Annotated in this window: 18 protein-coding genes; 9 read left to right on the top strand and 9 right to left on the bottom strand. The window is 59.9% G+C overall.

What is annotated here, in order from left to right:
- Nucleotides 1–36: 36 nt before the first annotated feature.
- Complete coding sequence (locus tag NW849_RS08865) at nucleotides 37–2,037, bottom strand: ATP-binding protein (protein ID WP_414357318.1); 2,001 nt, start codon at nucleotides 2,035–2,037, stop codon at nucleotides 37–39.
- 369 nt (nucleotides 2,038–2,406) lie between these two features.
- Between NW849_RS08865 and NW849_RS08860 the strand changes: the two genes are divergently transcribed.
- Nucleotides 2,407–3,384 carry a deoxyhypusine synthase family protein gene (locus NW849_RS08860; protein WP_414357315.1) on the top strand — a complete coding sequence of 326 codons (978 nt, stop codon included), beginning with the start codon at nucleotides 2,407–2,409 and terminating at the stop codon, nucleotides 3,382–3,384.
- An 11-nt stretch (nucleotides 3,385–3,395) separates the two neighbouring features.
- Here the strand turns inward: NW849_RS08860 and NW849_RS08855 are convergent, their stop codons facing one another.
- The 3 genes from NW849_RS08855 to NW849_RS08845 are packed head-to-tail and all read right to left on the bottom strand — an operon-like array spanning nucleotide 3,396 to nucleotide 5,439.
- Nucleotides 3,396–3,965, bottom strand: a complete 570-nt coding sequence (locus NW849_RS08855; RefSeq protein WP_414357313.1) for an ankyrin repeat domain-containing protein — start codon at nucleotides 3,963–3,965, stop codon at nucleotides 3,396–3,398.
- 5 nt (nucleotides 3,966–3,970) lie between these two features.
- A complete protein-coding gene (locus tag NW849_RS08850) occupies nucleotides 3,971–4,789 on the bottom strand; it encodes an MBL fold metallo-hydrolase (protein ID WP_414357311.1) in 819 nt (272 codons plus the stop codon).
- A complete protein-coding gene (locus NW849_RS08845) occupies nucleotides 4,786–5,439 on the bottom strand; it encodes an anthranilate synthase component II (RefSeq protein ID WP_414357317.1) in 654 nt (217 codons plus the stop codon). The genes NW849_RS08850 and NW849_RS08845 overlap by 4 nt, the downstream gene beginning before the upstream one ends.
- 115 nt (nucleotides 5,440–5,554) lie before the next feature.
- Here NW849_RS08845 and rlmN point away from each other — a divergent pair, with 115 nt between their 5' ends.
- The gene (gene rlmN / locus NW849_RS08840) at nucleotides 5,555–6,652 is read left to right on the top strand and encodes a 23S rRNA (adenine(2503)-C(2))-methyltransferase RlmN (RefSeq protein WP_414357309.1); all 1,098 of its coding nucleotides are present in this window, start codon (nucleotides 5,555–5,557) and stop codon (nucleotides 6,650–6,652) included.
- Here rlmN and NW849_RS08835 read toward each other — a convergent pair.
- Entirely contained in the window at nucleotides 6,626–8,428 is a 1,803-nt protein-coding gene (locus NW849_RS08835; RefSeq protein ID WP_414357307.1) for an aminopeptidase P family protein, read from the bottom strand. The genes rlmN and NW849_RS08835 overlap by 27 nt on opposite strands.
- 126 nt (nucleotides 8,429–8,554) lie before the next feature.
- On the bottom strand, nucleotides 8,555–8,929 hold the full coding sequence (locus NW849_RS08830) for a rhodanese-like domain-containing protein (protein ID WP_011432658.1): 375 nt from the start codon (nucleotides 8,927–8,929) through the stop codon (nucleotides 8,555–8,557).
- Nucleotides 8,930–9,049: 120 nt separating this feature from the next.
- Here NW849_RS08830 and NW849_RS08825 point away from each other — a divergent pair, with 120 nt between their 5' ends.
- The gene (locus NW849_RS08825) at nucleotides 9,050–9,964 is read left to right on the top strand and encodes a hypothetical protein (protein ID WP_414357305.1); all 915 of its coding nucleotides are present in this window, start codon (nucleotides 9,050–9,052) and stop codon (nucleotides 9,962–9,964) included.
- A gap of 814 nt (nucleotides 9,965–10,778) precedes the next feature.
- The gene (ileS, locus tag NW849_RS08820) at nucleotides 10,779–13,562 is read left to right on the top strand and encodes an isoleucine--tRNA ligase (protein WP_414357316.1); all 2,784 of its coding nucleotides are present in this window, start codon (nucleotides 10,779–10,781) and stop codon (nucleotides 13,560–13,562) included.
- Nucleotides 13,563–13,650: 88 nt separating this feature from the next.
- Here the strand turns inward: ileS and NW849_RS08815 are convergent, their stop codons facing one another.
- On the bottom strand, nucleotides 13,651–15,033 hold the full coding sequence (locus tag NW849_RS08815) for a dihydroorotase (protein ID WP_414357303.1): 1,383 nt from the start codon (nucleotides 15,031–15,033) through the stop codon (nucleotides 13,651–13,653).
- A 2-nt stretch (nucleotides 15,034–15,035) separates the two neighbouring features.
- Nucleotides 15,036–16,436 (bottom strand): histidine phosphatase family protein, encoded by a 1,401-nt coding sequence (locus NW849_RS08810; RefSeq protein WP_414357301.1) that lies wholly within the window; start codon nucleotides 16,434–16,436, stop codon nucleotides 15,036–15,038.
- 334 nt (nucleotides 16,437–16,770) lie between these two features.
- On the opposite strand from NW849_RS08810, the gene murQ reads away from it, so the two are divergent.
- From murQ to NW849_RS08785, 5 genes are all read left to right on the top strand, one after another.
- Complete coding sequence (gene murQ / locus NW849_RS08805; RefSeq protein WP_414357299.1) at nucleotides 16,771–17,700, top strand: N-acetylmuramic acid 6-phosphate etherase; 930 nt, start codon at nucleotides 16,771–16,773, stop codon at nucleotides 17,698–17,700.
- A 21-nt stretch (nucleotides 17,701–17,721) separates the two neighbouring features.
- A complete protein-coding gene (locus tag NW849_RS08800) occupies nucleotides 17,722–19,008 on the top strand; it encodes a recombinase family protein (protein ID WP_414357297.1) in 1,287 nt (428 codons plus the stop codon).
- 371 nt (nucleotides 19,009–19,379) lie between these two features.
- On the top strand, nucleotides 19,380–20,216 hold the full coding sequence (gene bchL / locus NW849_RS08795; protein WP_041437180.1) for a ferredoxin:protochlorophyllide reductase (ATP-dependent) iron-sulfur ATP-binding protein: 837 nt from the start codon (nucleotides 19,380–19,382) through the stop codon (nucleotides 20,214–20,216).
- Between the two features lie 158 nt (nucleotides 20,217–20,374).
- A complete protein-coding gene (locus NW849_RS08790) occupies nucleotides 20,375–21,352 on the top strand; it encodes a protochlorophyllide reductase (RefSeq protein ID WP_414357295.1) in 978 nt (325 codons plus the stop codon).
- Between the two features lie 41 nt (nucleotides 21,353–21,393).
- The gene (locus NW849_RS08785; protein ID WP_414357293.1) at nucleotides 21,394–22,794 is read left to right on the top strand and encodes a ferredoxin:protochlorophyllide reductase (ATP-dependent) subunit N; all 1,401 of its coding nucleotides are present in this window, start codon (nucleotides 21,394–21,396) and stop codon (nucleotides 22,792–22,794) included.
- Here NW849_RS08785 and NW849_RS08780 read toward each other — a convergent pair.
- On the bottom strand, nucleotides 22,791–23,036 hold the full coding sequence (locus NW849_RS08780) for a hypothetical protein (protein ID WP_414343918.1): 246 nt from the start codon (nucleotides 23,034–23,036) through the stop codon (nucleotides 22,791–22,793). The two genes, NW849_RS08785 and NW849_RS08780, sit on opposite strands and share 4 nt — an antisense overlap.
- Nucleotides 23,037–23,080: the final 44 nt, after the last annotated feature.

Here is a 23,080-nt window from a genome sequence, read left to right as displayed (position 1 = left end):
AATGACTTTTGCCAAACCGCCTAAAGCTCAGTAAATTCAGCAAAGTTCAGGGTTTTGGGGGTTAGAGGCATGCTCCCGCCAAGCGCAACTGGGGGGATCCGTCTCGGCTGGCTGAACCTCGAACTCCAGCGGTCCCTCTTCAGTGTACAGGTGCAGGTCGAACCAGAAGGTGGATCCCTGTTCCAGTTTGCTCTCCAGGCGGATGCAGGTGTGGTGCTTTTCCAGAATGTTGCGCACAATGGCTAAGCCCAAGCCCGTCCCCTCCAGGGTATGCACGCGGTTCTCCACCCGGAAAAAGCGGTCAAAAATCCGCTCTTGATCCTCTGGGGCAATGCCAATGCCCGTATCGGCCACTGCCACCCGCACCGCTTGCGGGGATCCATCCGCCTGAACCACCAGGTGGGCATGCACCGTCACCAGGCCCCCTGAGGGAGTGAACTTGAGGGCATTGCCCAGGAGATTGGTCATCACCTGCAAGAGCAGATCGTAGTTGCCCCACACCAAAGGCAGATCGGGATCAACGAATTTGCGCAACTGGATCCCTTTGTCGCGGGCCTGCAGGTGATGGGTGCGCAGCGTTTGCTCGATCACCGCCGAGATATCGACGCCCTCAAAGTGGTACTGCTTGCCCGATTCCAGACGAGACAAATCCAAAACATCGTTGACCAGGCGGGTGAGGCGGTCGGTTTCGCGGTTGGCAATTTCCAGATAATCCTGCCGCTCGGCGGGGGACATCTGCTCGCCGTACTCGTAGAGGGTCTCGATAAAAGACTTGATGCTGAAGAGGGGGGTGCGCAGCTCGTGGCTGATGTTGCTGATGAATTGGGCCTTGGCTTCGTTGAGCTCTGCCTCGCGGGTGATGTCCTGCACCGTCATCACGATCCCCTTGAGATTTTGCCGCCGCGGATCCGACACCGGCGAAAGCAGGATGCGGATAACACGCTTGGTGGGGCCGGTGAGGTTGACGCGAACTTCCTCTGCTTCTTGATCCCCGCGGGCAATGTGCATCAGGGGGCGGGCCAGTTGCTGCCGCAGATCCTCCGGCAACAGCTCCGGCAGGGGTTTGCCCAAAACGGGATCCCCTTCCCAGCCAAACATACGAGAGGCGGCAGGATTGAGCAGCAGCACCCGCAACTCGGCATCCAGCAAAATGGCGGCATCGACGATCGAGAAGACCAAGGTCTCCAACTTGGCTTTGGCGGCAGCCAGTTCTTCGATGTTCTGTTCTTCGTAGCTTTGCAGCCGCTCCGCCATCTCGTTAAAGCTGTCGATGAGCTGGGCCAGCTCGCCCCCGAAGGGCAGGTCGATGCGCTGCTTGAAGTTACCTTTGGTGATCTCCTGGACGCCCTTGACCAGTTCTTTGATGGGGTAGGTGATGGTGAGGGCATTGACCACCGATCCCAGGATGGCCAAGACCCACACCGCCAAAAACACCCCGATCGAGACCTCCCGCGCCAATTGTGTGGAGCGCACCAGGGCAGGATTGGGATTGATCCCCAGGCCGAGGGTGCCCAAAAAGCGGCCCTGATGATAGATGCCGACAAAAATATCCGTCACCCGCCCGGCAGGAGTGAGGTGGGTGCGCACCAGCGGTTGGCCCTCAGCAGGGGGGCGATTGTCCGGCAGTTGCATGCGACGGGTGAGGCTGAGGGAGGTTTTCACCTCTTGGTTGGAAAACGGGATCCCGTAGTAGATGTTTCCTTCGGGATCGGCATAGAGCAGATAGCGGATGCTGCTGGTGCTCTCAAAGTACTGGCGGGACAGTTGCGCCACTTCGCCAATGCGATCTTCCGCAATCAGGGGGGCGACATTGGCGGCCAAGAGCAGCCCCAGATCTCGGCCAAAGCGGGCCTCGTTGAAGCGGGCATCCTGCTGCACAGTGCTGACGGCCCAGAAGGTAAAACTGCTCACCACCAATGAGACCACCAGCGTTGCCACAAAGAGCAACTGAGTTTCCAACCGCAGTTTTTGCTTCCATCGCGCCCACCAGCGCCGCAGGGATCCCATAGAGATCCCGGTCGTTGTTGGCACTGACATGTCCACAGCGCCAGGCAATGGCTCGGCAGGAGAAGAAGCCAGCTCAGGAGATTGGACTTCGGCAATGGGCTCGGCTGGCTCGACAGTGCTGACAGGAGGCATGAACCCAACGTGAACAGATAGCGTGAACGGATATAGGGCGGTGATTCGCCACCATTCTGACATGGGCAGGCGATCCCTTTGTCTCAGCCAAGGCCGGGTGAGAACCGGTATGGGATCCCGGCTTCGCAACGCAACCTGCTCCAGCCGACCTGCAGGGGAATGGTTGCCAATACCGATAAAGGTATCCCCAAGCAAAGCTTGTCAGCGCCCCTAAAGTTGATAGACTAGAAAATCGTGCTTCACCAGGTCAGAGTGACCGGAAAAATCGTGACCAACAGCCCCGTCAGCCAATTTATCCAACATCATTTTCGCCACTTCAACGCAGCCGCGCTGCTGGATGCAGCCAAAGGTTATTGTGCTCACCTGGAAAAGGGCGGCAAGATGATGGTGACCTTGGCCGGTGCCATGAGCACAGCAGAGCTGGGCCTTTCCCTAGCTGAGATGATCCGGCAGGGTAAGGTTCACGCCATCTCCTGCACCGGCGCCAACCTGGAAGAGGACATCTTCAACCTCATCGCCCACGACTTCTACGAGCGCGTGCCCCACTATCGCGATCTCAGCCCGCAGCAGGAGCAGGAACTGCTGGAGCGGCACATGAATCGGGTAACCGATACCTGCATTCCCGAAGAGGAGGCGATGCGGCGCTTGGAAAAAGCCCTTTTGGAAGAGTGGATCGGCGCCGATCAGGCGGGCGAGCGCTATTTTCCCCATGAGTTTCTCTACCGGATTCTGCGCAGTGGCCGGCTGGAGCCCTACTACCAGATCAATCCGCGGGACTCTTGGGTTTACGCGGCTATGGAGGCCAACTTGCCCATCTATGTGCCGGGATGGGAAGACTCCACCACCGGCAACATGTATGCCGCCCACTGCATCACGGGTGAGATCCGCAATGTACACACCGTCCGCACAGGGATCGAGTACATGATCCACCTGGCGGATTGGTACCTGCGCACCTCGGCGGAATCCTCCATCGGCTTCTTTCAAATTGGCGGCGGCATAGCCGGGGATTTCCCCATCTGTGTGGTACCCATGCTCCATCAAGACCTGGGCCGCCAGGGCGTGCCCATGTGGGGCTATTTCTGCCAGATCAGCGACTCCACCACCAGCTACGGCTCCTATTCGGGAGCAGTGCCCAATGAGAAGATCACCTGGGGCAAGCTGGCTGTCGATACCCCCAAGTTTGTCATCGAGTCGGATGCCACCATTGTGGCACCTTTGATCTTTGCCTGGGTGCTGGGGTGGTGAGAGAAGCGGAATCAATCCATATGCCCGTCAGCGGATGCCGAGCGGGGCCAGCGGGACAAAAGGATCGCAGCTTCCCAGCGCCGCATGTCCTGGGCAATTTGCAGGGGGGTGAGGCCGTAGCCATCCGGCTCGTCGATCTCGGAGCCATGTTCCAGCAGCAGCCGAACGACCTCTGGGTTGCCGGACCAAGCGGCAAAATGTAGGGGAAGGCCACCGGCACCAAAGCGAGCGTTCACCTCCGCCCCTCCCTGGAGCAGGGCTTTCGTAACCTCAGGGTTGCCCAGGCGAGCGGCTTGGTGTAAGGGGCTGGCTCCCCCATAGTCCGGTCGATTGGGATCCGCCCCAGAATAGAGCAAAAGGCGGGCCTTGAGACCGCTCTCCACAAAAAACAGGGCCGTTTTGCCCCGCCCATCGACGGCGTTGGCGTCTTTCCCCAGCCAGAGGGCCAGTTGCAGCCGCAGCGGGTTGGCTTGGGCCAGAGCTTGTGGATCCTCCGGCAAGGTGTGGCCGTAGAGGCCCAACCCTCCCATCACCACCAGGGATCCCAGGCCAAGGACGACTCTCCAGAGCTTGCGCCCCATAGTTGCTATTCCTCAAACGCAAGAATGACCATCCCCCGCGAGGGCAGAGCCTGGGCCGAGAGAATGAGAGGATTGCTGGCAGCAGGTTGAACGGCTGCGGCAGGGAATAAGCTCAAAAACGCCTGTAAAGGCACCAGATCGCATTGGGAGTCGGCGGCGGCGACGGTGCGATACATCGTTGGGATGACCAACTTCGGCTGCAGCGCTTCAATGGCCGCCTTGGCCCCAGCAGGATCGTAATTTTTCGGCCCACCCCCCACCGGCACCAGCAACAGGTCGGGGCGAGAGAGCAGGATGGACTGTTCTCGCGTGATGGGCAAGGCAGCTCCCCCCAAATGCACGATGTCGATCCCGGCCATGCGCCAGCGCCAACCCACATTCACGCCAAAGCGAGGGCCACGGGGCATGCGTACTCCTTGCACCCGGATCCCGTCGATCAGATAGTCCCCCGGCTGAAACAGCACCCTTGGGTTGCCGGGCACCACATCCAAAGCGCCCTCATCCAACAAGCGGCTGCTGAGCAACACCAGATCGGCAGCAACTCGTGGGGCAGGATAGCCAGCCGTACAGCCCGCCGGACGAAACGGGTTGACCAGAAACCGTTGGCCTTCCCCCTCGAACAAAACACAACTGTGGTGCAGCCAAGTCAGTTGCAGCCCCTCCAAGCTCGAGCCGGGGGTGAACTCTATAGACCCTGGGGTTGTTGGCGTTTCCGAACCTTGTGCCGGCGCTGTCTGAGCGCCCGCTTTGCGCCCTCTGGCCAGGTTCACGGCCATCGATCCCAGCAGCCCAGCGCTGGCTTGCAGAAGCTGGCGACGCTTCATGGAGTGGGGATCCCTGATGTAACAACGGCAACGGTTTCCTGAGGTTTCTGCGAAACATTGGGCTGAGCAGCAGTTGAGGCTTTGGCGCTGCGCAGGAAGTTGCTCAACAAGCGCTTGCCCTCGGCGGTCAAGATGCTCTCCGGGTGGAACTGCACGCCCTGAACATGGGGATAGCGGCGGTGGCGTACCCCCATGATGATCCCATCGCTGGTTTGGGCCGTCACCTCCAGCTCGTCAGGACACGTAGAAGGCTCGATCACCAAGCTGTGGTAGCGGGTGGCCGTGAAAGGCTGGCTCAACCCCTCAAACACTCCCACCCCTCGATGGTAAATGAGCGAGGTTTTGCCATGCATCAGCTCAGGTGCGCGCACGATCTGACCACCGTAGACCTGCCCAATGCACTGGTGCCCCAGACAAACGCCCAGGATCGGCAGCTCTGGCCCCAGCTCCCGAATCAACTCCAGGGAGATCCCGGCATCTTCTGGCCGCCCTGGCCCAGGAGAGATGACCACCGCTTGCGGCTGCATGCGGCGCAGGTCGTCAACGGAGAGCTGGTCATTGCGAAAAACCTGTAGCTGGGCTCCCAACTCCCCCAGATACTGCACCAGGTTGTAGGTGAAGCTGTCGTAGTTGTCGATGACGACCAGCACTTCAACATCCGGCAACGGCACCCCATTTTATCACTTCCACTGGACTGAAGGAGATTGGGTCACGGGGACAGGCTAGAGTGAAGGAGCCAGACTCCTGTGCTTTTGAGATGGATTTATGTCGGCCCTACCCATTCCCCTGCTGGGGCAATCCTTGTCTGCTCTGAAAGACTGGGCGGTTGCCCAAGGACAGCCGGCCTATCGCGGGCAACAACTGCATGCTTGGATCTACCAAAAAGGGATCCGCTCCCTGGAACAGGTGACGGTGTTTCCTAGGGCTTGGCGAGAGGCGGTGCAAAGCTACCCAGTGGGACGCTCGCGCATTGTGCAGCGGACAGAGGCCCGCGATGGTACTGTGAAGTTTCTGCTGGGGTTGGCGGATGGGCAGTTGATCGAAACGGTAGGGATCCCAACGGCCAAGCGTCTGACGGTCTGCGTCTCTTCTCAGGTGGGCTGCCCGATGGCCTGCGATTTCTGTGCCACCGGCAAGATGGGCTACCGGCGCAACCTAGAGCTGCACGAGATTCTGGATCAGGTGTTGACGGTGCAGGAAGATTTTGGCCGTCGCGTTAGCCATGTGGTCTTTATGGGCATGGGGGAACCCCTGCTCAACCGCGATACGGTGGTACAAGCCATCCGCAGCCTGAATCAAGATATCGGCATCGGCCAACGGCACATCACCCTCTCGACGGTGGGGGTACCCCGGCAAATTGCCTGGCTGGCGCAGCAGGATCTGCAAGTTACCCTGGCCGTCAGCTTGCATGCCCCCAATCAAGACCTGCGGCAACGGTTGATCCCTTCGGCAGCCCACTACCCTCTGGACACTCTGATCCAGGATTGCCGCGACTACATGCTGCGCACCGGGCGGCGAGTCAGTTTTGAATATACCCTGCTGTCGGGGGTCAACGATCTGCCCATTCATGCCCGCCAACTGGCGCAATTGCTGCAGCAGGCCAGCCGGTCAGGGGTGCAACTGCACGTGAACCTGATCCCTTACAACCCTATCTCTGGAGCCGACTATCAACGCCCCCACCCGGCACGAGTCAAAGCGTTCGTCCGCCAGCTTGAGCAACACCAGGTGCGGGCCACCGTGCGCCAAACCCGTGGTTTGGATGGCAATGCCGCATGTGGTCAACTGCAGGGATCCTTCCTGCGCTCTTTGCCAGGGCGCAACGCTTTTGCGAGTACATCAGCTCAGTCCGCAGGCGCGTCGTAACCAGGCGGCATCCTGTTCTGGCAAGGTGGCGTGGTGCATGGCGTAAACCTGCCGGTGATACTCGTCCAGCCAGGCTCGCTGCACCTCGTTTAACAGTTCCCAATCGATCAAGCGCCCATCGAAAGGGATCCAAGTCAGGGAGCGAAAGCCCATCCAGCCCTCCGGCTCGGGAATGGCAATCACCTCGTAGAGATTCTCCAGGCGGATCCCACCCCATCCCGGCTGGTAGTAGCCCGGCTCAATGCTGTTGATCATGCCCACTTTGAGAGGGGTGCTGGCGCGGCGGTGGATCCCGTTGGGCCCCTCGTGGACATTCAAAAAGGCGCCGACACCGTGGCCGGTGCCATGGCCATAGTCCAGCCCGGCCTGCCAAAGGGTGGAGCGGGCGATCCCATCCAACGAGACTCCATAGGTGTCGGGGGGGAAGATCTGGCGGGCGCATTGAATGTGGGCCTTGAGCACCTCGGTATAGCGCCGCTTGAACAAGGGATCCGCGGGTTGCGGGCCAATCCAAACGGTGCGGGTATCGTCGGTGGTGCCCCCCAAGTAGTGGGATCCGGAGTCCAACAAAAACAGTTCGCCCGGCTGCAGCAGCTTCTGGGGATCCGGAGTGCCGTAGTGGATGATGGAGCTGTTGGCTCCTGCCCCGGCAATGGTATTGAAGCTCAGACCCACCCACTCCCCTTCCTCCCGGTAGTGGGCCTCCATGATCGCGGCCACATCGGCTTCGCTGATGGGGATCCCCTGTTGGATTTGCCGGTCGATCCAGGCCAGGGTACGGATCTTGGCCCGGCTGGCTTTGCGGTTGGCGCGGCGCATCTGTTCCAGCTCGGTGGGGTTTTTCACGGCCTTGAGGGCTTCCACCGGGTGCTCCAGCTCGCGGCAGCTCGCATCCTGCAGCAGCTCTTGAGTGCCCTGGGTGGTCTGCTTGGGATCCAAGCCCACCGGCGCGTAGCTCTTGGCCCATTGGGGCAGTTGTTGGCTGTAGGTCTCGTAGGGCCAGAGTTCCACCCCGGCTTCTGCCAGAAATTGCCGAGATGGGGGACTGAGCCGCTCCAGATCTGTGAATAGAGCCGCTCTATCTAGGCTGACCAAAGCATAGGCCCAAAACACTGGGTTGTAGGGGATGTCGGATCCCCGCAGGTTAAACAGCCAGGCCACCTGATCCAATTTGGTCAGGGGCAACAGTCCCACCCGCTTGCGGCGCATCTCCTGCCGGACTTGGGCCAGCTTTTCTGCAGGGGTGGCCCCGCTTAGGTGGGTGGGTACCGAGTCAATGGGCCGGTCAAAGGGAGCGACAGGAGCGGATCCCTGAGCCAGCTTATCCACCAAGTTTTCCATGACCGGGATCAAGAGCACCCCTCCCGCTTGGGCATGGGCCTGCAACTGGCGATAGGTGGCCACCGCCACCGTAAAGGGATCCACCCCCAGGCGAAAGCCGGATCCCAGCTCTTCCACAATCTCCATCAGGCTGGGCTGATTCGGCAGACCTCCTTTGATCACTGTCAATAGATTGGGATCCACCTCCCGCTCCGCCTGTTCGTGATAGCGGGGATCTACCCACAGCCAAGCCCTGTCCCGGGTGATCAAGGCATCCCCCACCGAGCCGGTAAAGCCTGTGATCCACTGACGCCGCTTGCGATGTTCCGGCAAATACTCATTGAGATGCTCATCGGCAGAGGGAACCCAAAAGCCATCCAGATCTTGTTCTCGCAGAAGCTGGCGCAACTGCTGCAAACGGGCAGCAACATCCAGGCGGGGTAAGGTTTGGAGCATGGCAGGAGTAGGGCAAAGCTGTTGTCATTCTAGACAAGGTTAGAAGTTTTCCCTTGCCCCTAGCCCTTGTCCCAAGGGGAGAGGGAAGCTTCCAATGCTGCAATCAGAACAAGAGCGCCCCTGGGTTTAGCGCTCCTCAGGAAAGCCCGCTTCTCGCCAAGCCCGCATGCCCCCATCCATCGAGATCACCCGACGATAGCCCATTTTCTGTAGATTATCGGCTGCCAACGCCGAACGAAACCCGCCGCCGCAGTACAGGACGATCTCCGCTTCTTTGTCGGGGATCACCCTCTCGATGTCCCGCTCAATGATCCCTTTGCTCAAGTGGATGGCTCCGGCAGCGTGGCCGGCTTGCCACTCCGACTCTTCCCGCACATCCACAAAATAGAAGGGATCCCCTTGCAGTTGTTTTTGCCTGACCTGCTCGACTGTCAGTTCTTGGATGCGGCTTTTGGCCTCGTTGACCAGGGCCAAGAAAGCTGGAGAGTGCTGGGGAGCCATGGAGAACAGGCGCTATGAGCCAAAGCTTATTCCAATCGATCTTATCTGGTCTGGACTTTGGGATCCCAACTGCCCTAAGGCTAGACTGGGATCCAGATTTGCCGGCTGGAGGCCCATGGCTTGAAATCCCGATCTAACTTTCCGCAACTGCTTTGGCCCCTTGCTCTGGCCGTGAGCTGGAGCATCCCCCTTGGATTGACAGCCGGTCACGTCAGCCGGATGGAGTCCTCGGCTTGGGCCCAAGCTGCCCCGATGCCCCTAGAAAGTGGGATCCAGCGGCAAGTTTCCAGCCCACCGCCAGCCGCCCTGGTGGAGTGGCTAAGCCAGCAGGTGGCCGCCGCCAACCGGCGGGATTTGCCAGGGGTGATGGCCGGCTACAGCCCCGACTTCCGCCACCGAGATGGGCTGGACCGGGAAGAGGTGGAAGGTGCCATCCGCAAGCTGTGGAGCTCTCATCCCAAGCTCACCTATTCGGCCCAGATCCTCTCCTGGCGGCAGGTGGGCCCTGAGATTGTTGCGGATATTCTCAGCCAAGTAGAGGGATCCCAATCCTCGGTGCGGGGGGACTTTCAGGTAGAAGCCTCTGCCCTGGTGCGCAATCGCTATCGCCCGGATCCAGCCAATCCCGGACAACTGCTGTTGATTGACCAAGAAGTGCTGCGGGAGGCCAGCACCCTCACCTCTGGATCTGCCCCTCCCACCGTCACCTTGAACCTGCCGGAGGTGGTCAAACCGGGATCCACCTATTCGCTGCAGGCGATTGTGGCAGAGCCTCTCACCCACTCTTTGCTGTTGGGCGCCGTTGCCGAACAACCCGTTGCCGGGGCGGGCTACCCAGAGGTGACCTCGTTTGCTCTCGAACCTCTACAGGCCGGAGGGATCTTCCTACAGGCAGATGCTCCGCAAGAACCCCGTTCTGAGTGGATTTCTGTGATGTTGGTTAACCAAACCGGCATCACGCTGGAGAGTCGGCGTCTTATCGTCAGCGATCGCTTGGCTCTGGAGGGATCCCTGACCATTCCCCCACCTCCTTAAGAAATCTTCACAAGATGAGGGATGCCCTTAAGGTAATCTGAGCAGGCAGTTGAGCTTGCTAGGATGGGAAACTATGCGCTCTCCAGGTTGTCTGCTCTGCTTTCTGGTGCTGGCCCTGTTTCTGAGTGGCTGCAATGGCGGTGACTCTCTCGGTGCCCCAGTGGTGGATCGCCCTACCCCCGCAAGTAATTAACCAGACCCTCTCAAAAGGTGCTACCGAGGGGCCTTGAGCGTGCCTGAACTTTAGAGAACCTGGCCATCCATTTCCAGTCCTGCTGCCGTCGAAAGCTCATCTGCGACCATCTCAAAAACTATCCGCTCTCTCCCACCCCCAAGGCAACAACAGGCGGTCAGGGAAAGAGCGGTCTAGCGGGCCTTCAACTGGAACCTGACTGCCGGGAGGAACTCCAAGCGAGCCAGAACGCGAAGACTCTTCAGCAGACTGAAGGATCTAAGTTCAGACCGTTAGAGAACAGCCCCGGCGCACAGCCGGCTGAACCCAACTTGACGACCCTTACAACTACTACTATCTGGCATCCGCAGGAACCTCCCTTACTCAACGACACCCTGAGACTAGCACAAATCTTTTCTTGTTTTCTCGATCAGGGAGTTCATGCGGTGGTTTGTTGGAGCCGTTTGAGAGCTCCAGGCGCTCTGGGTGACCGTGGGCTTCGGATCCCCTGTCCCACAAGAGGGGTGAGGGATGGACTGCTGAGGATGAGGCGACAGCGTAGGATAGAGAGACGCCCTTTAGGTTGCTCGAGTTGCCGTGGACTACAAAAGTACCCTCAACCTGCCCCAAACTCAGTTTCCCATGCGGGCAGAGGCCGCCAAGAGAGAACCCGCCATTCAAGCCTTTTGGCAGGAAGAGCAAATCTACCAGCGCCTTGCCGACCACAATCCTGGGGATCCCTTTGTCCTGCACGATGGACCGCCCTACGCCAATGGCGATATCCACATGGGCACCACCCTCAACAAGATCCTCAAGGACATTGTGAACAAGTACCACATCTTGCAAGGGCGCAAGGTGCGCTACGTGCCCGGCTGGGATTGCCACGGCCTGCCCATCGAACTGAAAGTGTTGCAAAGCCTCACTCCGCAGGAGCGGGAAAACCTCACCCCTCTGCAGCTGCGACAAAAAGCCAAGGAGTACGCCCTGCACTACGTTGATGTGCAGCGGGCCAGTTTTCAGCGCCTGGGGGTATGGGGATCCTGGGATCGGCCCTACCTGACGCTGTCGCCGGAGTACGAAGCCGCACAGATTGAGGTGTTTGGACAAATGGCCCTCAAGGGCTACATCTACCGCGGCCTCAAACCCGTCCACTGGAGCCCCAGCTCCCAGACGGCTCTGGCGGAAGCGGAGCTGGAGTACCCTGACAACCACATCTCCCCCAGCATCTACGTGGCCTTTCCCCTGCAGAGCCTCAGCCCGGCGGCGCAGCCGGTTTTGGAGCCTTTCATGCCGGGCCTGCGGGCAGCCATCTGGACCACCACCCCTTGGACGATCCCGGCCAACCTGGCTCTCTGCTTTAACCCCAAGCTCACCTATGCAGTGGTGGAGTCTCCCCGCTTCGGCCTGCTGTTGATCGCCGCCGATCTGCGGGAGCGGCTGGAGAAGGTTCTGGAGACGTCTCTGGAGATCAAGGCTACCCTGCCGGGATCCGCCCTGGAATACAGTCAAGGACGGCACCCCCTCTTCGACCGCACCAGCCTCTGCGTGTTGGGGGACTACGTCACCACCGAGTCGGGCACCGGCATTGTGCACACGGCTCCGGGACACGGGGAAGATGACTTTAAAACCGGCCAAAAGTACGGTCTGCCCATTCTCAGCCCTGTGGACGATCAGGGGAGATTTACCGCCGAGGCCGGATCCCAGTTCGTCGGGTTGGATGTGCTCTCCAAGAAGCCGGAGACCAGCGGCAATGCTGCCGTGATCCAGGCTCTACAGGCTGCGGGGGCTTTGCTCAAGGAAGAACCCTACAACCACAAATATCCCTACGACTGGCGCACGAAAGAGCCAACCATTTTCCGGGCCACCGAGCAGTGGTTTGCGTCTGTAGCTGGCTTCCGGGAGCTGGCCCTGCAGGCCATTAAAACCGTGAAATGGATCCCGGCCATCGGGGAGAACCGCATCACTGCTATGGTGTCGGAGCGCTCGGATTGGTGTATTTCCCGCCAGCGGGCTTGGGGTGTGCCCATCCCCGTCTTTTACGACGAAGAAACCGGCGAGCCCTTGCTCACCGCCGAGACCCTCGACCACATCAAGGCCATCTTCGCCCAAGAGGGATCCGACGCCTGGTGGCAGCGCCCAGTGGAAGAGCTGCTGCCGGAGAAGTACCGCCACAATGGCCGCACCTACCGCAAAGGGATGGACACCATGGACGTGTGGTTTGACTCCGGCTCTTCCTGGGCAGCGGTGGCCAAGGCCCAAGGGCTGGGCTACCCGGTGGATCTGTATTTGGAGGGCTCCGACCAACACCGGGGCTGGTTCCAATCCAGTTTGCTTACCTCCGTGGCCGTCAACGGCCATGCCCCCTACAAGGCGGTGCTCACCCATGGGTTTGTGCTGGACGAGAAAGGCCAGAAAATGAGCAAGTCCCTGGGGAATGTCATCGATCCGATGGTGTTAATTAACGGCGGCAAAGATCCCCAGACGGATCCCGCCTACGGGGCGGATGTGCTGCGCCTGTGGGTCTCCAGTGTGGACTACTCCGGGGATGTGCCGCTGGGCAAGACCATTCTTGGGCAAATGGCGGATGTGTATCGCAAAATCCGCAACACAGCTCGCTTTTTGCTGAGCAACCTCTACGATTTCAATCCGGCTCAGGATGCCGTTCCTTTTGCAGCCTTGACGGAGCTAGACCGCTACATTTTGCACCGCCTGCACGAGGTGGGATCCGAGATCGGCGAATCTTTTGCCAGCTATCAGTTCTACCGCTTTTTCCAGGCGATTCAGAACTTCTGTGTGGTGGATCTCTCCAACTTTTACCTGGATATTGCCAAGGATCGCCTCTACATTAGCCATGCCCAAAGTCTGCGGCGGCGCCAATGTCAAACGGTGCTCTCCCTGTTGCTGGAGAACTTGGCCAAGGCCATCGCCCCCGTTCTCTCCCACCTGGCCGAAGAGATTTGGAGCCATCTGCCCTATCCCAAGCCCACCCGTTCGGTGTTTGAGGGGGGGTGGATGAAGCTGCCGGAGCACTGGCGGGATCCCCAGTTGGCGGCCATTTGGGAGCAGCTGCGAGAGGTGCGCCAAGAGGTGAACAAGGCTCTGGAGCAAGCCCGTACCGGTCGCGTTAGCGGGACGGAGTCCTTTAAGCCCATCGGCGCTTCCACCGAGGCCAAGGTAATCCTGAAGGTAGCGGATCCCAGCCTATACGCTCTTTTGCAGGAGCGGGCTGCCGAGTTGCGCTACTTGTTCATCACCTCACAGGTGGAACTGGAGAAAACCTCAGGTCAAGGCTTGGAGGTCTCTGTTTTTCCGGCTGACGGCCAAAAGTGCGTGCGCTGCTGGAACTATTCCACCCGTGTGGGGGAATTTGCCGAACATCCAGAGCTGTGTGAGCGTTGTGTAGCCGCTCTGGCCGGGGAGTTTTGAATTCGGGACCCCGTCCCGCTGGCGGGAAGGGATCCCCCTCTTTGAATTGGCTCTTTCTCCGGACAGGTCTTGTCGGCCTTCTTCGGGATCAAGGGGCAGAGCTGCGGGAGGGGATCTCCTCAACATGGGTGTGCAGCACTTTGCCGCACAGGGTTTTCTCCAGCCAGGGAGTCGCTGGCGATCGGGAGTGGAGAGTGGCAACAGAAACCGTCCAGGGGTGGGTGGGATCAAACAGCACCCAGTCGCTGTGGGGGGTAAGGGTGGGCGGATCTAGGTTTAGGCAGCGGGCCGGGTACAGGCTGAGGGCAGACCACAGTTGCAGCGCCGTCAGGGATCCCGTTTCTACCAAATGGTGCCACAGCAGCGGCAGAGCCAGCTCCAGGCCCATCGCCCCCGGCGGAGCATCGGCAAAGGGCAGGGTTTTCTCTTCGTAGGTGTAGGGGTGGTGATCCGTAGCGATCCCCAGGCTGCCGGAACGGATCCCGGCGATCAGAGCCTCCCGGTCGCCGGCGCTGGGAAGAGGGGGCAGGAGACGAAGGTGGGGATCGTAGCGATGCTCAAGGACGGCCTCTTCGGACAAGATCAGGTGCATCCAAGTGGTGCTGGCGGTAACCGGCAGTCCTTCTGCTTGGGCCTGTTGGATCAGCTCCAGGCTGCGGGCTTGGCTCAGGCGCATGATGTGCACGGGCGGGGGGGAAGGAACGCTCCTGATCATCTCCAGAAGGCGGGCCAGAGCGGCAGTTTCAGCACTGGCAGGGATCCCTTTCAGCCCCAGGCGCAGCGCCCAGATCCCTTCGTAAAGGCTGCCTTGCCCGGCCAAGGTGGGATCCCAGGCCCAGAGCAGCAGGGGTTTATTCTCCAGCCGCAAATACTCCAGAGCCCGCCGCACCAAAGCCAAGGAGCGCAGTGGCTGAACCTCTGCAAAGCCAACTGCTCCCGCTTGCGCCAGTTCTCCCCAGGGGGTTGGGGTTTCTCCCTGGCCACCCACGCTCAGGGCAGCCCAGGGCAGCCAGCGGGGATCCCCCAATTGGCGGGGGTAGCGGTTCAAGTGCTCCGGGCGATCCAGCACCGGAAAAAAGCCGCTTCCGGGAAGGGGGGTGGGCAGAAGCCCCACCTGGGTAAAGCCTCCCGCCAAAGCCGCTGCAGCCAAAGAGGTCAGGGTTTCCCGACTGTGGGCCAGAAAGTGCTCCGCACCGCTTACGCGACCGCTGCCAACCATCTCGCCGCTGTGGGCATACAGATCCAGCAAACCCGGCCCCACCACCCAACCTGAGCCATTGATGGTGGGGATATCGGCAGGGATCCCTGCCGGCTCGGTGGCCCGCAGACGACCCTCCTGCAACCACACATCGGTTACTTCATCCCGCTGACGCCAAGGATCCAACAGGCGCACTCTCTGGAGACACACATCTGGTAAGGACTCCGTCCCGCTAACGCGACCGGTCAGCTTGCGGAGAGGAGAGGATCCCATCTTCACAAAGCTCCGGCAGTGGTGCAGTCCAGGATCTGGCCGGACAGATGGGTGGTGAGGTTCAACACCTTCAAAACCGGGGCACCCTCCTTGCCTTCTGGATAGTCGATCACCGTAATGGCGCCATTCCCCTGCTTGAAGATCCAAAAGGCTTGGGGGGAAAGGTCGAACAACTGACAGATGATCGCCTTGTTGATGGCATCGTGGGCAACAACAACCGCCGTGCCCTGAGGAAACTGGGCTGCGGTGATGGCCAAAAGCTCCTGCCAAGCGGAGCGAGTGCGCTCCCACACCTGGTGAAGGTTTTCCCCATTGGGCATTTGCACACTGGCGGGATCCCGTTGCCAGCGCTCCAGCTCGCCGGGGTATTCGGCTTCGACTTCGCTTTGCAGCTTGCCCTCCCAGTCGCCGTGGCAGATCTCTTGCAAGTCGGGCATTGGGCGCAAAATGAGGTTGCTGTGGTTGCTGCAGATGGCATCGGCTGTGGCCCAAGGGCGCTTCAGGGGGCTGGAGAAGGCCAGTTGCAGAGGTTGAGTGGCCAAAAATTCTGCCACCTTGGCTGCCTGTTCCTCCCCGGTGGCATTGAGGGGGATATCCCGCTGCCCTTGAAAACGGCGCTCTCGGTTCCATTGGGTTTCCCCATGCCGCACCAGCAAGATGCGCATCCCCTGCTTGCGCTTGGGCAGGGCTTGGCCGAGGTGAGCGGTGATGTTCAGAGATTCCAGTTGTGGCGGCCCCTGCAGGCCCTCGGGAAAATTGAGAACGCTGATGGCGCAGTTATCCTGCCCAAGGCGGTGATAGTGGTGTGGCCCCAGGCCGATGGCGGTGCTGACCAGGGCGCGATTGATGCCGCTGTGGCCCACGATGAGGATATTGAGGGGCTGCCTTGGGGAGGGATCCGCTCCATGGTTCCAGGGGCCCGAAGCCGATTGCAGATGGAAAGCCAGCATTTCCCAAAACCCCTGCGCCTGCTGCCAGAGATCCCGCACTGGAAAGCGGCCCTCCAGCTCCAGGTTGTCGGGATGGTGCCGCCACAGGTGGTAATCTTCGGGGTATTTCTCCTGCACCTCGGCAAAGGTCAGCCCTTCCCAGGCCGTCAGGTCGATCTCCCGCAGTTGATCGGTGATGTGCAGAGGGATCCCTTCTCGGTCTTTCAAAATGACGCGAGCGGTATCGAGGGCGCGAGACAGGGGGCTGCAATAGGCGCAATCCAACGGGATCCCGGCCAGGGCCTCGGCTACACGCTGCGCCTGCACTTCTCCAGTGGGGGTGAGCCGGGAGAGATCGGAGCGGCCTTGGATGCGATTTTCCAGGTTGAAGGTGCTCTCACCATGGCGCACGATCAAGATGCGCAGGGCAGGCTGGTCGCGGTAGCGGGACGGAGTCCTTGCCATCGCTTGCATGGACTTACTCATCGCAGTAGCGGGACGGAGTCCTTAGAACACCTTCTAGAGTACCGCCACTGGGCGGCGCTCGCCTTCGTCAATTCACCGGTTGGGCTGCCGACTGAGGCGTATTTGGGCTGGTCGCCGCCGGTGATGAGGGCATCCTGGGAGAAGGACTACCGTGGCCGTGCTGCGTTCCCGTTGGCAGGGGTTTTGGCGGGAATGGATGCTGGCGACGCTGTTGGCGCAGTTCTTCTTCCGTTTACTGATCCCTCAAGAGATCCCTTGCCACCGCTAGATAGAATCTGAGGGGACAAAACGTGGGATCCCTCTCCCCTAAGCAAGCACTGCTATGGATTCTCCACAAGTGGCCGGGGATCCCGGATCCCTGACCGAAAGCCCCAACCCGGCTACAGCCGAGATCGACCGTCTCAGCACCTTGGAACTGGTGAAACGGATCAACGCCGAGGATCGGCAGGTGCCGGAAGCGGTGGCTGCTCAGGCGGAGCCGATTGCCCAAGCCATCGATGCCATTGCCCAGCGGATGCGTCACGGCGGGCGGCTGATCTATATCGGGGCAGGAACCTCAGGTCGCCTGGGGGTACTGGATGCGGCTGAGTGCCCACCCACTTTTGGCACTTCCCCCGCACAGGTGGTGGCTTTGATCGCCGGGGGGGAAAAAGCCCTGACCCAGGCGGTAGAGGGTGCAGAGGACGACGCAGAAGCGGCTGCCCGCGCGCTGGAGGGTCTTCACCTCCAAGCTCAAGATAGTGTGGTGGGAATTGCTGCCAGCGGTCGTACCCCCTATGTGCTGGGTGGGATCCAAGCCGCTAGGAGCATGGGGGCGCTCACGATTGGCCTGGCCTGTAATCACCCTTCTCCTCTAACCGAGCAGGTGGATATTGCTATTGCCCCTTTGGTGGGGCCGGAGGTAATCCTCGGATCCACCCGCATGAAAGCCGGCACAGCCCAAAAGCTGGTGTTGAACACGATCTCCACTGGAGTGATGATCCGCTTGGGCAAGACCTATGGCAACCTAACGGTGGATCTCCAGGCCAGCAATGCCAAGCTCAAGCAGCGGGCGGAGCGAATGGTGGCCCTAGCCTGCGATCTGGATCCCGCCGCGGCTGCCCAATTGCTGCAGGCTTGTGATGGAGATGTCAAAACCGCCATCCTTGTGGCCTTGCTGGGGTGCTCTGCTCAAGAGGCCCGTCAGCACTTGCAACAGGCCCAGGGCAGAATTCGCCAGGTGCTTGATTCCGTTCTGGCGCAGCGGCGGTGACAATAGTTGAATGGCTTGTCCATGAGCGTTTGCGGCTACCTCTACACGCCTTCCCATGCCCCTTTGCCGGAACAGGAGTTGGCCTGGCTCAAGTTGCGAGGGGCCGATCCCATCCTGCACGATTGGGGATCCCGAACCTATCTGGAGGAGCTGTTCCGGCGCATCACAGCCGGCTGGGTGCAGGAAGTGCTGCTCTTGCGCCTGGCGGATCTGGGGGATCGGGCGGATGAAATTCACGAGCGGCTGCTGCAACTCCAACACTCCGGGATCCGCCTCAGCTTGGTCACCGAATCCGGTCTGCAAACCCCCACCGAGGCTGCCGATTGGATCCCGCTGCTGGCCGAGATCCCCCATCAGTTGCAAAGCCGCCGCCTCTGCTGCAGCCAAGCCCAAAACCGCCTGGCGGGCAAACCCCCCCCTGGCCCTGCCCCCTTTGGCTACCGCCGCGAAGGGGAACGCTACGTGCTGGATCGCCGGCAGGCCAGCATCATCCAAGATTTTTTCCAGCACTTTCTCCTCTACGGATCCCTGCGCCGGGCGGTGCGCTTCTTGGAGGAAAAACACCACAAGCGGATTTCTGTGGCCACCGGACGCAACTGGCTGCTCAACCCGGTATACCGCGGGGATCTGGCCTATGCCGACGGCACCACCCTGCGGGACACTCACCCGGCCCTTCTCAGCCGCACGGAAGCCGCCCAGATCGATCGCTGGCTCAAACGCAACCAAGGGATCCCTCGCCGCAGCGCCAGTGCTCCCCGCGCTTTGGCCGGCCTGGTTCATTGCTGCGCTTGTGGCAGCCTTCTGCGCATTGTGCAAACCACCCCTCGCAAGGGGAAAAAGAACGGATCCCCCTACCTCTATCTGCGCTGCCAAACCTGTCGCTACAGCCTCCCCTACACCGAAGTCCTGCAGGAGGTGATCCGGCAGGTGTGCGAACAACTGCCCCAACGCGCCCAGACGCTGGATCGACAAGCCCTCACCCAAGTCCGCCAAGAGCTCCAAGCCCAAATCCAGGCCAACGCCGAGCGGCTGCGGCAATTGGAAGAGCTGCAGCAATCTGGACTAATGGACGAGGCCTCCCTAGCCCAGCGTCGCTACCAGTTGCGAGCAGAGACGGCCCGCTTGGCCCAAAAGCTGGAGCAACTCCCCCCCGCCAACCTCACCCAGACCATCCAAACCCTCTCCATCCCGCCCTTCTGGCAAGACCTCAGCGAGACCGAACGGCGTGCCTACCTGCGGGAATTCCTGCGCAGGATCGAGGTGGATTCTGCAGGAGCGGTGCGAGTTACTTTTGCCTTCGATCCCTGAGAGCGAAGGGTTCCCCCCACCTTCCCCCCAGAATTGAGACCATTCTTGATTCTTTCTCAGCCCAAACCTGCCTCAGCGCCAAGCCAAGAGGACGGGATCAGCGCCATGGCATAGCTGAATCCTTCCCGATTTGGGTGAATTGTCATCTGGAATTGTTTTCTTTTGATCACTGATGAAAGTATATCTAAAACTAAAATCGGGAAAAACATCAAAAATCGACTTGAGAAGCCCTGGGAACTTTCTTAGGACCATTTGCAAGATCTGGGAACTTCTAGCTTTTTGAGGGATCCACCTTTATCCTTCGCAACAGTTCTCAGGGGGCGGGTTGGCTGCCGATAATGTCCCTTGTCTGCCCCATGGAGGAACGCGCTGTGAAATTGGCGGTTTACGGAAAAGGTGGGATCGGCAAATCCACCACCAGTTGCAACATCTCGGTGGCCTTGGCCAGGCGGGGCAAAAAGGTCTTGCAGATTGGCTGTGATCCCAAGCACGACAGCACCTTCACCCTGACCGGCTTTCTCATCCCCACCATCATCGACACCCTGGAAGCCAAGGGCTATCACCACGAAGACATCTACCCAGAAGATGTGATCTACCGCGGCTACGGCGGCGTGGACTGCGTGGAAGCGGGTGGGCCCCCGGCAGGGGCCGGCTGTGGCGGCTATGTGGTGGGGGAAACCGTCAAACTCCTGAAGGAGCTGAACGCCTTCGATGAGTACGATGTCATCCTCTTCGATGTGCTGGGGGATGTGGTGTGCGGCGGTTTTGCGGCTCCCCTCAACTACGCCGACTACTGCCTGATCGTAACCGACAACGGCTTTGATGCCCTGTTTGCCGCCAATCGGATTGCTGCCTCGGTGCGAGAAAAGGCCAAAACCCGCAAGCTGCGGTTGGCCGGGCTGATCGGCAATCGCACCAGTAAGCGGGATCTAATCGACAAATACGTCTCGGCAGTTCCCATGCCGGTTATCGAGGTGCTTCCCCTCATTGAAGATATTCGCGTCTCGCGGGTCAAGGGCAAAACCCTCTTCGAGATGGCGGAAACCGATCCCAGCCTGGAGCCTGTCTGCCAGTACTACCTGAACATCGCCGATGAGCTGCTGGCCCGTCCGGAAGGGATCGTGCCCCAACCTGCCGAGGATCGGGAGCTGTTTGCTTTGCTCTCCGACTTTTACAACACTCCAGCCCGCCAACTGGCCTTGGTGTAAGGGATCCCCTGCCGGCTTGGGCAGTGTGTCCAAAAATGAAGCCACTGTTTCGGAAGACTGTCGCAAACCTTATCAATTTGTTGTCCGATCCGCTTTCCCCCCCAAGATGGATCCTGTAGGGATCCCGCTTTGGGAAGGAAATGGCACAGGAGTTGGATATGCAAGGACAAGAGCAACCCACCGTCGTGATTACCGGAGCTTCCTCGGGTGTTGGCCTATACTCAGCTTTGGCCTTGGCCAAGCGCGGCTGGCACGTGGTGATGGCCTGTCGGGATCTGGACAAAGCCTACCGGGCGGCCCAGCAAGTGGGGATCCCCCAGGGCAGCTATACCCTGATGCAGATCGATCTGGCCAGCTTGGCCAGCGTGCGGCGGTTTGTCGAGCAGTTCCGCAACTGGGGCCGTTCCTTGGACGCCTTGGTCTGTAATGCCGCCATCTACATGCCCCTGCTCAAGCAGCCCCTGCGCAGCCCGGAAGGATATGAGCTGACCATGGCCACCAACCATCTGGGGCATTTCTTGCTCTGCCACTTGATGCTGGAGGATCTGAAACGCTCCACCTATCCAGATCGGCGGCTGGTGATCTTGGGCACGGTTACCCACAATCCCAAGGAGCTGGGGGGTAAGATCCCACCCCAACCCCACCTGGGGGATCTGCGGGGATTTGCCCAGGGCTTTAAGGATCCCATCAGCATGGCCGATGGCGGCAAATTTGATCCGGTGAAAGCCTACAAAGACAGCAAAGTCTGCAATATCCTCACCATGCGCGAGCTGCACCGCCGCTTCCACGAAAGCACTGGCATCACCTTCCTCTCCCTCTATCCGGGGTGTGTAGCCACCACGGCTCTGTTCCGCCATCACTATCCCCTGTTTCAAAAACTTTTCCCCTGGTTCCAAAAAAACATCACGGGCGGATTTGTTTCTCAGGAATTGGCCGGAGAGCGGGTGGCCCAAGTGGTGGCCGATCCCGAGTTTCGTCGGTCGGGATTCTACTGGAGCTGGGGTAACCGGCAACGCAAGAATGCCAAGCCCTTTAACCAAGAAGTCTCTGACGAGGCGGCAGACGATGCCAAGGCCAAATTGCTTTGGGATCTCAGCGAAAAATTGGTGGGTGTGCCCCAGTTGGCGGCCCTTTAGCCCGAAATGTTCCCCTCTTTATATGTTGTTAGGAGACGAGCATGAATGCTGCTTTGGATAGTGCCAACGCCCTTAACTTCCAGTGCGAAACCGGCAATTACCATACCTTTTGCCCGATTAGTTGTGTAGCTTGGCTTTATCAAAAAATTGAAGACAGCTTCTTTTTGGTCATCGGCACCAAAACCTGTGGCTACTTTCTGCAAAACGCCATGGGGGTGATGATCTTTGCCGAGCCCCGCTATGCCATGGCGGAGCTGGAAGAGGGGGATATTAGCGCCAAGCTCAACGACTATGAGGAGCTGAAGCGGCTGTGCCTGCAAATTCAACGAGATCGCAATCCCAGCGTGATTGTTTGGATCGGCACCTGCACCACCGAGATCATCAAAATGGACCTGGAGGGCCTAGCCCAGAAGCTGGAGGGGGAGATTGGGATCCCGATTGTGGTGGCACGGGCCAATGGCCTCGACTACGCTTTTACCCAAGGGGAAGACACGGTTTTGGCCTCGATGGCTCAACGCTGCCCAGAGCAGGTGCGGGCAGAGGAGCAGGAAACCCGCGGGGGTCTCCAGGCGCTTTTTTACGGGCTCCGCTCTGGAACAAAGAAAGAGGAGGAAGGCTTCCACAAGCATCCTCCCTTGGTGATCTTCGGCTCGGTGCCCGATCCGGTGGTTACCCAACTCACCCTGGAGCTGAAGAAACACGGGATCCGCGTCTCCGGCTGGTTGCCGGCCAAACGCTATGGGGAGCTGCCGGCCATCGAGCCGGGCACCTACGTGGTGGGGGTGAATCCTTTCCTCAGCCGCACAGCCACCACGCTGGTACGCCGTAAAAAGGCTAAGCTCATCACCGCTCCTTTTCCCATCGGGCCGGATGGCACCCGCGCCTGGATAGAAGCCATTGCCCGCGAGCTAGGGATCCCAACTCAAGGCTTGGCAGAGCGGGAAGCGGAAGTGTGGAACCATCCCCAGGTTCGGGATTATCGGGAGCTGCTGCGGGGCAAGAGCGTTTTCTTCATGGGCGATAACCTGCTGGAGATCTCGCTGGCCCGTTTCCTGGTGCGCTGTGGCATGACGGTGCAGGAAATTGGGATCCCTTACATGGACAAACGCTACCAAGCGGCTGAGCTGGCCCTCTTGGAGCGCACCTGCGAAGAGATGGGAGTGCCCAAGCCCACCATCGTAGAAAAGCCGGATAACTACAACCAAATCCAGCGCATCAAGGCCCTGCAGCCGGATCTGGTGATCACAGGTATGGCCCACGCCAACCCCCTAGAGGCACGGGGGATAACCACCAAGTGGTCGGTGGAGTTCACCTTCGCCCAGATCCACGGCTTCGGCAACACCCAGGCTCTGCTGGAGCTGGTGACCCGACCGCTGCGGCGCAATGCTGCCCTCAAAGGCTTGGGTTGGGAGCGGCTGGTGCGAGAAGAAGCCCCTATCTAACCTTCCGGCTCCTCATTGTCAAACAGTAGACCGTCTAGGTGATCTGGCAGTTGCTGCCGGTCGATCCAGACCATGCCCGCCAGAATAGCCTCGGCCTCGTTTTGAAAGTAGCCGTAGGCTTTGGCGCCAATCTCCGGCTCGAAAGAGCCATCTTGCTGGAGCAGCCGGCAGCGAAAGATAAACCCCTTCTCTGTAGCTTGGGTGGTGATGCTGATACATTTACGCTGAACACTGCTGAACATCACTGTTCAACTATGCAGCGATAGCATTCTGTTTGTTTCCAAAC

The organism is Synechococcus sp. R55.3, from assembly GCF_047461975.1.
In the GTDB taxonomy this organism is placed as follows: domain Bacteria; phylum Cyanobacteriota; class Cyanobacteriia; order Thermostichales; family Thermostichaceae; genus Thermostichus.
Note: the sequence above shows the minus strand (reverse complement) of the source record. Positions and strands in the feature narration are given on the sequence as shown.